Origin of the sequence: Polaribacter sp. Z022 (genome assembly GCF_023555495.1) — a bacterium.
GTDB lineage: Bacteria > Bacteroidota > Bacteroidia > Flavobacteriales > Flavobacteriaceae > Polaribacter.
Genome location: NZ_JALCZO010000003.1, coordinates 228631 through 240823 on the forward strand (window position 1 = coordinate 228631; position 12193 = coordinate 240823).

A 12193-nucleotide genomic window follows, 5' to 3' on the forward strand; every position below is an offset into this window, starting at 1 on the left:
CCAATAAAACATTGGAGTTTTTTTTTATTACAAACTCAAAATCATTTATAATTAAATGAAGTTTACAGGAAAAAGGTATTTAGATTTTTCTTCTTTTATAAAATTGAACTTCGGAGAAAGAGTTCAAAAAATATCATTAGACATTGGTTTTTCATGCCCAAATAAAGATGGATCTAAAGGTTATGGAGGTTGCACATACTGTAATAACGACACTTTTAATCCAGATTATTGCGAGCCTCAAAAAAAAATTAAACAACAATTAGAAGAAGGTATTTTAAGGTTTTCAAAAAAATACAAATCACAAAAATATCTAGCCTATTTTCAAGCATACACAAATACCTATTCAGATTTTGAGTCGCTAAAAAAAATGTATGAAGAAGCCTTAAGTGTTCCTAATGTAATAGGATTGGTAATTGGTACTAGACCAGATTGTATTTCTAAAGAAATTATAGAGTATTTAGATTTTCTATCAAAAAAGTATTTTATTTCTTTGGAGTTTGGAGTAGAAAGCACTCTAAATAAAACTTTAGAAAAAGTAAACAGATGTCATTCTTTTGAAGATACAATTGCAACTTATCAACTTTGTAAAAACAAAGGATTTCATTTAGGAGCGCATTTAATTTTAGGTTTACCAGGAGAATCAAAAGAAGATTTACTAAATCATGCTATTGAAATTTCTAAACTTCCTATAAAAACTTTAAAATTACATCATTTACAAATTGTAAAAAAGTCAATAATGGCAAATCAATACAAACAAAATCCAGAAGACTTTAATCTTTTTACATCAGAAAGCTATATCGATTTTATTACAGAATTTATAAGTTTACTAAGACCAGACATTGTTATTGAACGCTTTATAAGCGAAGCTCCATCAGATTTACTAATTGCACCTAATTGGAATCGAATTAAAAATTTTGAAATAGTTTCTAAAATTGATAAAAAATTAGAAACAGAAAATATTTGGCAAGGAAAAAATTATCAATATCTTTAAAAAACAAAAATCATGAAAAAAGCATTATTATTAATTGTAGGAATTACTTTATTTTATAATTGCGACTCAGATCGTTGTGACGAAGGTTATAAACCTTATAACTCTAATGGTCATGAAATTTGTATTCCAGAATTTTTAAACGGAAAAGATCATAATTTCGAAATAGGAAATATATACATGCATGATACATATGGAGCAATAACTCTTAAAGATGGGGTTTGGAAAAATGAATTTGATGAAATTGTAGTTATAAAATAAAACAAAAAAGCGAACTTTTAAAAGTTCGCTTTTTTGTTTTATAAGTTTGATTTAAACCACCTTATTCAACTAAACTTGCTCCACTAGCAGCAACACTTCTATCTATTTTACGCATTAAACCTTGTAAAACTTTACCTGGTCCAACTTCAATAAATTCAGTTCCACCATCAGCAATCATAGCTTGTACACATTGCGTCCATTTTACTGGCGCAGTTAATTGTGCAATTAAGTTTTCTTTAATTTCATCAGGGTTTGTAACAGCCTTTGCAACAACGTTCTGATACACAGCACAAGTTGGTTCACTAAATTGAGTTGCTTCAATTGCTGCAGCTAATTCTTCTCTTGCAGGCTCCATCATTGGTGAGTGAAATGCTCCACCAACTGGTAATAACAATGCTCTTCTTGCTCCTTTTTCAGTCAATACTTCACATGCTTTTTTTACAGCTTCAATTTCTCCAGAAATAACTAACTGCCCTGGGCAATTGTAATTTGCAGCAACCACTACTCCATCAATTTCTGCACAAGTATTTTCTACTATATCATCTGCTAAACCTAAAACTGCAGCCATTGTAGAAGGTGCAATTTCACATGCTTTTTGCATTGCTAAAGCTCGTTTAGAAACTAATTTTAATCCATCTTCAAAAGACAATACTCCATTAGCAACTAATGCAGATAATTCTCCTAAAGAGTGTCCTGCAACCATTTCTGGCTGAAAAGAATCACCCAAAACCTTTGCTAAAATTACAGAATGTAAAAAGATAGCTGGTTGCGTAACTTTCGTTTCTTTTAATTGTTCTGCAGTTCCTTCAAACATAATGTCTGTAATTGAGAAACCTAAAATGTCATTTGCTTTTTCAAAGTATTCTTGCGCTAACGCAGACTTTTCGTACAAGTCTAATCCCATTCCTGAAAATTGCGCTCCTTGACCTGGAAAAATATATGCTTTCATAAAAAATTAAATTGTTGTTTGTTGCTGCAAAAATACTCTTTTTTATTGGAAGCTTATCCCGCTTTTCGCACTCGCTTTTTTGTAAAAACAAAAAGAGCTCAAACAAATGCTTCAATCGGGGCTAAACTTGTTTGTAAACTTATTGATTACCTGTACTGAAAGAATATTTATTAACTTAGCCTAATGACAATTAAAGACAAACAATTAGCAGATAACATTTATTTAATTCTTGCTGCATTATTTATTGCATCTCTAGTTGCATCAAATTTAATTTTTCAAAAATTCTTTTATTGGGAACCTTTTGGTATTTATAGATTCGAAATTTCAGTAGGAATTCTTCCTTACCCAATTACTTTTTTAATTACAGATATTTTATCTGAAATTTATGGAAAGAAAAAAGCAAATCAAGTGGTTATAGCAGGAATTTTTGCATCTTTTTTCTCTATGTTAATTATTTTAATAGCAGATTTTGCTCCAGCAATAAACAATTCTCCTGTAAATAATAAAACCTTTCATCAAGTATTTGGGCTTTCTCCTTTAGCTGTTTTTGCATCTATGATGGCGTATTTATTTGCGCAATTTATAGATATCAAAATTTTTCATTTCTGGAAAAAATTCACCCATGGTAAACATTTATGGTTACGTAATAATTTCTCAACGTTTGCCTCTCAATTTATAGATACTTTTACAGTTGTTTTTTTATTGTGTTCTTTTAAAATTCTTCCTTGGCATATTTTTACAAGTTTATTAATAAGCGGTTTTCTTTTTAAAATAATAATTGCAGCATTAGACACGCCTATTCTATATGGAATTGTGTTTCTTTTTAGAAAAAAATTCAACTTAAAACCTGGTGAAGAAATTTTAGAATAATTTTTGTAAACATTTAAAAAAGGTTTCGTCTAAAAAATTAGAAATTAAAAAAAAATGAAGAAAACATTTATACTTTTAGTAACAATTTTAACTTTATCTCAAGTAAACGCTCAAACTTCAATCTTTAACGAGTTGTTGCAAAAACACGTTACAAAAAACGGAATTGTAGATTACAAATCCTTTAAAACAGATAAAACAAAATTAGATAGTTTTATTTCTTATTTAGAAAAAACAACTCCAGCAAATTCTTGGTCAGCAAACAAACAAAGAGCTTTTTGGATCAACGCATACAATGCATATACTATTAAAATAATTTTAGAGAATTATCCTTTAAAATCTATCATGGACATCAAGCAAAAAGGAAAAACTGCTTGGAAAATTCCTTTTGCTAAAGTTGGTGGTAAAACATATACCTTAGATCATATTGAACACGAAATTTTACGTAAAAAATTGTTCGACCCAAGAATTCATGTAGGGGTAAATTGTGCTTCTGGTTCTTGTCCTAAATTAGGAAACATGGCTTTTACAGAAGAAAACATAGAAGCTTCATTAGAACAATTAATGAAAGAATTCATTAACGATACAACAAGAAACAAATTATCAAAAAAGAAAATTCAGATATCAGAAATTTTTAATTGGTTTAAAAATGACTTCACAAAAAACAGTTCTTTAATCGAATATTTAAACAAATATTCAGATACAGAAATCAGTAAAAAAGCTAAAATTAGTTTTCTAAAATACGATTGGACTTTAAACGGAAAGTAGTACTTTTATTTTTCATCTGAAATAACACAAAAACAATGTCTAAAAATTATTATGACGCTGCTGATTTAAGAAAATTTGGCAAAATTACAGAATGGAGTGAAGAACTTGGAAACAAGTTTTTTGATTATTATGGAAAAGTATTTGAAGAAGGAGCATTATCTGCTCGTGAAAAAAGTTTAATTGCTTTGGCTGTTGCACACACAGAACAATGTCCTTATTGCATTGATGCTTATACAAAAGATGGTTTGCAAAGAGGAATTACAAAAGAAGAAATGATGGAAGCTATTCATGTAGGTGCTGCCATAAAAAGTGGAGCTACTCTAGTACATGGAGTACAAATGATGAATAAAGTGAATAAGCTTGAGATGTAAGCAGAGTACCAGAATTTCTTTTCAGAAATTTTCTATGAATTGCTTATCCTGAGTTTACGAAGGATGTCGAAATAATAAATTAAAACCTCTCGACTGCGTTCGAGGAGACAAGAATGAAGAAATCGCTAAAAGCTAGAAATAACGATATTGCAAATACTACTCGTCAATTAGAAATTCTTTCAAACGGAATTTTTGCTGATGGAGAATTACCAACATTTGCAGCAAAAATTAAAGAAACAAATCAGTTTCCATTGCGTCCTAAAAAGTTAGAAATTTTACAAATCAATTTAGGATATATGTGCAACCAAGTTTGCGAACATTGTCATGTAGATGCTGGACCAGATCGTAAAGAAATTATGACTTTAGAAACAATGAATCAATGTTTAGAAGTTATAAAAAATACAGGTGCACATACGTTAGATTTAACTGGTGGAGCTCCAGAAATGAATCCAAATTTTAGATGGTTTGTAGAAGAAGCATCAAAAGCAGGAATTAAAGATTTTATTGTTCGTTCTAACTTAACTATTATTAGAGCTAATAAAAAATACTACGATTTACCAGAATTCTTTAAAAAACACAATGTGCACGTAGTTTCTTCAATGCCACATTGGACACGTGGAAAAACAGACAAACAACGTGGAGATGGAGTTTTTGACAAATCTATTAAAGCCTTACAAGAATTAAATGCTGTTGGTTATGGAATGGAAGGTTCTAATTTAAAATTAGATTTGGTGTATAATCCTTCAGGAGCATTTTTACCAGGAGATCAAATGGCATTAGAAAACGATTTTAAAAAAGCTTTAAAATCAGATTTTGATATCAGTTTTAATAGTTTATTTGCCATTACAAATTTACCTATTAGTAGGTTTTTAGATTATTTAATTGCTTCAGAAAACTATGAAGATTATATGTATTCTTTAGTAGAAGCTTACAATCCTGCAGCTGTAGAAAATGTAATGTGTACAAACACACTTTCTGTAAGTTGGGATGGAAATTTATATGATTGTGATTTCAATCAAATGTTAAACTTAAAAGTAAACGCCAAGGTAAAACACATTTCAGATTATAATGAAGAAATTTTACAAGACAGAAACATCATCATCAACCAACATTGTTATGGTTGTACTGCTGGTGCAGGAAGTAGCTGTCAAGGTGTTGTTGCTTAATTAAAATTAAAGTGGTATCACTTTAACAAAGAAATAGAATATGAGTTATTTAGAAACTACACACAATGTGTATAAAGAAGCAGCCTTAACACCAGATGTTGGCTTATGTTGTACTACAAATCCTATTTGGGAATTACCTGGATTAAAGATTCCTAGAATTATGCAAGAAATGAACTATGGTTGTGGTTCTACTGTGCACGCTAGAGATTTAACTAACAACCCAAAAATGTTATACGTTGGTGTTGGAGGTGGAATGGAATTGTTACAATTTGCCTATTTCAACAGAAATAAAGGCGGAGTAATTGGTTTAGATGTTGTAGATGAAATGCTAGAAGCTTCTCGTAAAAACTTTATAGAAGCAGAAGAACAAAATGATTGGTTTAAATCTGAATTTGTAGATTTACGAAAAGGTGATGCCATGGATTTACCAGTAGAAAGTAACTCTATTGATGTTGCTGCTCAAAATTGTTTATTCAACATTTTTAAATCTGATGATTTAAAGAAAGCCATTGCTGAAATGTACAGAGTTTTAAAACCTCATGGACGTTTGGTAATGAGTGATCCTACATGTGAACAACCAATGAATGATGAATTACGTAATGACGAACGTTTGCGAGCTCTATGTTTAAGTGGTTCTTTATCGATTGCTGATTATGTGAAAGCGTTAACAGATGCAGGTTTTGGAACGATTGAAATTAGAGCCAGAAAACCTTACCGTATTTTAGACCCGAAGAATTACCCAACTGAAGAATTAATATATATAGAATCTATTGAAGTTGCAGCTATTAAAGATCCAATGCCTGCAGATGGACCTTGTATTTTTACTGGAAAAGCGGCAATTTATTTTGGTGATGAAGACTTTTTTGATGACAATGCAGGTCATGTTTTATTAAAAAATCAGCCAATTGCCATTTGCGACAAAACAGCGGGTCAATTAGCTGCTTTGGGTAGAGATGATATTTATATATCAGAATCTACTTATCATTATGATGGTGGTGGATGTTGTTAGATTAGTGATTATCTTTAGTTGTTTAGATTTCTCCAAAAAATTGAAATGACATTCTAAGATTTTAAATAAGTATGAAAAAAACAGTACTCTTTTTCCTTTTAATTTCTTCTGTTTCTTTTGGTCAAAAGAAGTTGGACAAATTATTGAATAAATTCAATAAAAATAATGTTCCTTATATTTCTGCTGATTCTTTAGCTACAACAAATGCTATTTTATTAGATGCTAGAGAAACCAAAGAATTTAAAGTTAGTCATTTAAAAGATGCTATTTGTGTTGGCTATGATAATTTTAACATCAATAATACCATAGCCAAACTTCCAAAAGATAAAAATGCAAAAATAGTTGTGTATTGTTCTTTAGGAATACGTTCTGAAATTGTTGCAGACAAACTAATAAAAGAAGGCTACACCAATGTTTTTAATTTATATGGAGGTATTTTTGAATGGAAAAACAACAACTTTCAGGTTATTGACACTTTAGGAAAAAACACAGAAAAAGTCCATACTTTTAATAAAGATTGGAGTAAGTGGCTGAAGAAGGGAAAGAAGGTTTATTAATTTTATAAAAATTCACACTTTCAATCATCTGTATTGTGATAAAAAAAACCTAATGTCATTTCGACCTTGTGGAGAAATGACAAATAAAAATATATTTTGAATAAAAACTTATTATTAGTCTTTACTAGAAACCCAGAATTAGGAAAAGCAAAAACACGTTTGGCTAAAACTATTGGAAACGAAACTGCTTTAGAAATTTATAAATTTTTACTTCAAAAAACCTGTAATGTTGCATCAAAAGTAAATGCTGACAAAGCCGTTTATTATTCTGTAAAAATAAGAGAGAATGATATTTGGGATGCTAATATTTTTCAAAAACACCAACAAGTTGGAGAAGATTTAGGAATTAGAATGTTAAACGCTTTTAAAAACGGATTTGAAGCTGGTTACCAAAAAGTAATGATTATTGGTAGCGATTTATACGATTTAACATCAGAAAACATAAATACTGCTTTTCAAAAATTAGAGAATAATGATGTGGTTTTAGGTCCTGCAGAAGATGGTGGTTATTATCTTTTAGGAATGAAATCTTTACAGCATAACATCTTCAAAAATAAAAATTGGGGAACAGATTCTGTAAGAAAAGATACTTTAGAAGATTTAAAAGATAAAAAAGTGAAATTATTAGAATTTAAAAACGACATAGATGTATATGAAGATATCATAGATATTCCAGAAATTATGTCAACGTTTATAAATTCTAAATAATTTACATGAAAAAAATACTACTTACTTTCCTTTTTTTAGCTATTACAATTCACACAAATAGTCAATGTTCTGAGAACATAAACGGTTTTGGAAACAATCCAGATGATAGTTCATACAATATTACTGGAGACGTTTCAATAACACTAAACACAAACAATACAATTACACTTAATTTAGCCAGTAATTTTAGTACAACTCCTGGACCAGATGTTAGAGCTTATTTAGTGGAATCTAATGGAGTTTCAGATGCTGTTTTAGCCACTACTTTAATTGCCAATTTAAACCATTTAGAATTTGGTTTAATACAAGCAAATGGACAACAAACTTTTACTATTGCTATTCCAGAAGGAAAAGACATTACTAAATTTGACAAAGTTTTCTTTTATTGTTTAGAATACAATCACTTTTGGGATTTAGGTACTTTTACAAGTTTTCACCCTAATAATTGTTCGGTTTTAAATATTCAAAACTTATTAATAGATAAAATTTCAATCTTTCCTAATCCTGCAAAAAATAAAATTCATGTTTCAAATATCGATGTGAATTCTATTGAAATTCGTATTTTTAATGTCTTAGGAAAACAAGTATTTCATCAATCTGAAATTTCTAAAAAAGGAATTGATGTTTCTAATTTTAATAAAGGTATTTACATTGTTAAAATTGATGTTGATGGAAAATCGAAAACACAAAAATTAGTCATTCAGTAATTTTAACTGACAAAACATAGAAATGAGCAAGCAACAACAATTACAACAAACTATAGCATTTTTAACCTCTAAAGGAATTACAAACCCAGAAATAGGGATTGTTTTAGGAACAGGTTTAGGAAAACTTGTAGATGAAATAACCATAGAAAAAGAAGTTGCTTATGCAGATATTCCAAACTTTCCTGTGGCTACTGTAGAGTTTCATTCTGGTAAATTAATTTACGGAGAATTATCTGGCAAAAAAGTAATTGTTATGTCTGGTCGTTTTCATTTGTATGAAGGTTACAATGCTTGGGAAGTTACTTACGGAATTAGAACATTACATGGTTTAGGAATTAAAAACTTACTAATTTCTAATGCTGCAGGCGCCATTAACTTATCTTATAAAAAAGGAGATTTAATGCTGATTGAAGATCACATTAATTTACAAGGAACTTCTCCATTAGCTTTTCAAGGAGCAAATAAGTTTGGTAATATTTTTGCTGATATGTTAGAACCATATTCTAAAGAATTGAATGCTAAAATTTCTACAATTGCAAAAGAGCAAAACATCTTACTTCACAAAGGTGTTTACACAAGTGTTTTAGGACCTCAACTAGAAACTAGAGCAGAATATAGAATGTTACAAATTTTTGAAACAGATGCAGTTGGTATGAGTACAGTACCAGAAGTTATTGTTGCTAAACAATTAAACTTACCTTGTGCTGCAATTTCTGTATTAACAGATGAATGTGATCCTAAAAACTTACAACCTGTAGACATTGCAGAAATCATTGCAATTGCAGGTGAAGCAGAACCAAAAATGATTACACTTTTTAAAGAGGTAATTAAGGTAATCTAGTTAAAACTACTACTTGTATTTTAGGTAAAAATTAATGCTTTGTGTATCTTTATACCACTTAATTTTTATCAAAAATGAAATACTTAAAAATACTTTTATTATTCTTTGTTGTTCAGGTTTCAGCACAACAAGGTGGTATGTGGATTCCTTCACTTTTAGAAGGAATGAACGAACAAGAAATGACTTCTTTAGGAAGTAAATTAACAGCAAAAGACATTTACGATGTAAACAATTCTAGCTTAAAAGACGCTATTGGGCATTTTAACGGAGGTTGTACAACAGAAATTATTTCTCCTAAAGGATTAATCTTAACAAATCACCATTGTGGTTTTGGGCAAATTCAATCACATTCTTCATTAGAAAACGATTATTTAAAAGATGGGTTTTGGGCAATGAATTTAAACGAAGAATTACCAAACCCAGGTTTGTATGTTGAGTTTATTGTAAGAATTGAAGATGTTACTGATAAAGTTTTTGTGGGTGTTACAGATGCTTTAACTGAAAAAGAAAAACAATCTATCATTACAAAAAACAGCAATGCTATACAAAAAACAGTTGCTAAAGAATCTTGGCAAAAAACTAAAGTAAAATCTTTTTACCAAGGAAATCAATATTACTTATTTGTTACAGAACGTTTTGAAGACATTCGTTTAGTTGGTGCTCCACCAACAAGTATTGGTAAATTTGGAAGCGATACAGATAATTGGGTTTTTCCAAGACATACAGGAGATTTTTCGATGTTTAGAATATATGCAGATGAAAATAATCGTCCTGCAAAATATAGCAAAAACAACAAACCTTATACACCAAAGCACTTTTTACCAATTTCTTTAGATGGTGTTGAAGAAGGAGATTTTACAATGGTTTTTGGTTTTCCAGGAAGAACAAATGAATATTTACCAGCAGTTGCCATAAAACATATTACAGAAGAATACAACCCTACAAACATTGCAATTAGAGAAGCTGCATTAAAAGTTATTGATGCAAAAATGAAAGAGAGTGATGCTGTAAGAATTAAATATGCTTCTAAACAAGCACGTATTGCAAATGCTTGGAAAAAATGGATTGGAGAAAATTTAGGTATTCAAAAAAGTAATGCTGTAGAAAAAAGACAAGAATTTGAAGCTGATTTTACAAAAGCCTTGGCCGAAAAAAACTTAACAGAAAAATATGGAAACATTTTACCTGAGTTCGATAGATTGTATAAAGATTTTGCTCCAATTAACATAAAAAGAAGAAACTTTATAGAAGTCTTTTTAGTTACTAATGAATTAATGACAATGACTTTTAGAGCTTATCAATTTGAGCAAGCAGTATTAAAAGACAAAAAAGGTTTTAACAAAGCTAAAGCTGCTATAGAAAGAACTTTAAAAGGAATACATAAAAATTATGATGTTGAAGTAGATAAAGGTGTTTTTAAAAATGTAATGCCTTTTTTTAATAAAAATGCAGACGCAAGTATTTATAACAATACTGCATTTACTAATTTAACTTCAGCATTGGCATTGTTTGATGGTAAAGCTAAAAAAGTACTAAAAAACTTAAATAATGATGCTGCATATAAATATGCAAAACCAATGATTGCTGAATTTTACAATGCAATTAATGCAGAGTTTGGCAAAAAAAATGAGCCTATTGTTGCTTTACAAAAAAAATACATGAAAGCTTTAATGGAAGCATTACCTAATGCTCGTTATTTTCCTGATGCAAACAGTACTTTAAGAGTAACTTATGGACAAGTTAGAGGTTATGCTCCTAGAGATGCTGTTTATTACAATCCTGTAAGTTATTTAGATGGTGTTATAGAAAAATATGTACCTGGAGATTATGAGTTTGATGTACCAGAGAAATTAAGAGAGCTTCATAAAACTAAAAATTACGGACAATATGCTGATAAAAACGGTAAAGTTCCTGTTTGTTTTTTAGGAACAAACCATACAACAGGTGGAAACTCTGGAAGTCCTGCAATTGATGCTGAAGGAAATTTAATTGGGTTAAATTTTGATAGAGTTTGGGAAGGAACAATGAGTGATATGAATTACGACCCAGAAATTTGTAGAAATATTATGGTAGACTTACGTTATGTTTTATTTATTGTAGATAAATATGCAGGTGCAACTCATTTAATTGATGAAATGAAATTGGTTCATCCAAAGAAAAAATAAGCAAAACTAATTCAATAAAAAAGGTTTAAGAAACATGTTTCTTAAACCTTTTTTTATGTTTATAATTAAGAATCTATTATTTATTTCTTCCTTTTTCATCTGGATATAACCCAGGTAAGTTATCACTTTGCACAAACTCTTTAGTTACAACATTCATTGCAGTAACTCTTCCTGTAAATGCAGCACCTGTATCAATATTCCAAAGGTTTTCTATATTAACAGGAAAATTCTTTTCATAATTTGTAGTTGGTGTATGTCCTATAAAAATTTCTTTATAAAGATTTAATCTCTTTGGATAATACATAGAACTTCTTTTTAAGTTTCTATTCATTGCTAAAGCCATTTCCCATAAAGATCTATCTAAATAAAAATACTCTTGATGTTTCTCTTTGGTTACTCCATGCAAAGAAGTAAAACCTGCATGTAAAAACAACCTATTTTCGTTATCAATATGATATAATGGTAAGTTTTCAAAGAAAATTAAATGCTGTTTCTTTTCATCATCTGAAAAAGTCTCATAACTTTCCATTGTTTCTTTACCTCCATGAATGTACCAAGATGGATTAACATCTTTATTATTTTTTAACCAATTCTGACACCAAACATCATGATTTCCTTTAATAAAAATACATTCAAATTTTTGAGACAACTCAATTAAAAATTGAACAACCTGAGCAGACTCACTCCATCCATCTACATAATCTCCCATGAAAATTAACTTGTCTTTATCTTTAAGTTCTAGTTTGTTTAAAACCTGAATTAAAGCTTTTAATCCTCCATGAATATCACCAATTGCAAAAGTTCTCATCTGTATTTATTTTTATGCAAAACTAAAG

Annotated in this window: 14 protein-coding genes; 12 read left to right on the forward strand and 2 right to left on the reverse strand. The window is 29.5% G+C overall.

Annotation, left to right across the window (positions count from 1 at the left end; all coding sequences use genetic code 11):
• Positions 1-55: 55 nt before the first annotated feature.
• Positions 56-991 (forward strand): tRNA modification radical SAM protein MnmL/YtqA, encoded by a 936-nt coding sequence (mnmL, locus tag MPF13_RS07865; RefSeq protein ID WP_249981832.1) that lies wholly within the window; start codon positions 56-58, stop codon positions 989-991.
• 12 nt (positions 992-1003) lie between these two features.
• A complete protein-coding gene (locus tag MPF13_RS07870) occupies positions 1004-1249 on the forward strand; it encodes a hypothetical protein (protein WP_249981834.1) in 246 nt (81 codons plus the stop codon).
• A gap of 61 nt (positions 1250-1310) precedes the next feature.
• On the opposite strand, the gene fabD is transcribed toward MPF13_RS07870, so the two are convergent.
• A complete protein-coding gene (gene fabD, locus MPF13_RS07875; protein WP_249981836.1) occupies positions 1311-2198 on the reverse strand; it encodes an ACP S-malonyltransferase in 888 nt (295 codons plus the stop codon).
• Positions 2199-2381: 183 nt separating this feature from the next.
• Between fabD and MPF13_RS07880 the strand changes: the two genes are divergently transcribed.
• The 10 genes from MPF13_RS07880 (at position 2382) to MPF13_RS07925 (ending at position 11357) form a co-directional block, all read left to right on the forward strand.
• Positions 2382-3068 carry a queuosine precursor transporter gene (locus MPF13_RS07880; protein WP_249981837.1) on the forward strand — a complete coding sequence of 229 codons (687 nt, stop codon included), beginning with the start codon at positions 2382-2384 and terminating at the stop codon, positions 3066-3068.
• A 54-nt stretch (positions 3069-3122) separates the two neighbouring features.
• Complete coding sequence (locus tag MPF13_RS07885) at positions 3123-3833, forward strand: DUF547 domain-containing protein (protein WP_249981839.1); 711 nt, start codon at positions 3123-3125, stop codon at positions 3831-3833.
• A 35-nt stretch (positions 3834-3868) separates the two neighbouring features.
• Entirely contained in the window at positions 3869-4204 is a 336-nt protein-coding gene (locus MPF13_RS07890; protein WP_249981840.1) for an arsenosugar biosynthesis-associated peroxidase-like protein, read from the forward strand.
• Positions 4205-4317: 113 nt separating this feature from the next.
• Entirely contained in the window at positions 4318-5370 is a 1053-nt protein-coding gene (gene arsS / locus MPF13_RS07895; RefSeq protein ID WP_249981842.1) for an arsenosugar biosynthesis radical SAM (seleno)protein ArsS, read from the forward strand.
• Between the two features lie 40 nt (positions 5371-5410).
• Positions 5411-6379: an arsenosugar biosynthesis arsenite methyltransferase ArsM gene (gene arsM / locus MPF13_RS07900; RefSeq protein WP_249981844.1), complete on the forward strand. Its 969-nt coding sequence runs from the start codon at positions 5411-5413 to the stop codon at positions 6377-6379.
• 71 nt (positions 6380-6450) lie between these two features.
• On the forward strand, positions 6451-6936 hold the full coding sequence (locus MPF13_RS07905; protein WP_249981845.1) for a rhodanese-like domain-containing protein: 486 nt from the start codon (positions 6451-6453) through the stop codon (positions 6934-6936).
• 96 nt (positions 6937-7032) lie between these two features.
• Positions 7033-7644 carry a TIGR04282 family arsenosugar biosynthesis glycosyltransferase gene (locus MPF13_RS07910; protein WP_249981846.1) on the forward strand — a complete coding sequence of 204 codons (612 nt, stop codon included), beginning with the start codon at positions 7033-7035 and terminating at the stop codon, positions 7642-7644.
• A gap of 5 nt (positions 7645-7649) precedes the next feature.
• A complete protein-coding gene (locus tag MPF13_RS07915; RefSeq protein ID WP_249981848.1) occupies positions 7650-8351 on the forward strand; it encodes a DM13 domain-containing protein in 702 nt (233 codons plus the stop codon).
• Between the two features lie 22 nt (positions 8352-8373).
• Positions 8374-9192: a purine-nucleoside phosphorylase gene (locus MPF13_RS07920; protein ID WP_249981850.1), complete on the forward strand. Its 819-nt coding sequence runs from the start codon at positions 8374-8376 to the stop codon at positions 9190-9192.
• Positions 9193-9266: 74 nt separating this feature from the next.
• Positions 9267-11357 (forward strand): S46 family peptidase, encoded by a 2091-nt coding sequence (locus MPF13_RS07925; protein WP_249981851.1) that lies wholly within the window; start codon positions 9267-9269, stop codon positions 11355-11357.
• A gap of 76 nt (positions 11358-11433) precedes the next feature.
• Here the strand turns inward: MPF13_RS07925 and MPF13_RS07930 are convergent, their stop codons facing one another.
• Positions 11434-12165, reverse strand: a complete 732-nt coding sequence (locus tag MPF13_RS07930) for a metallophosphoesterase family protein (protein WP_249981852.1) — start codon at positions 12163-12165, stop codon at positions 11434-11436.
• Positions 12166-12193: the final 28 nt, after the last annotated feature.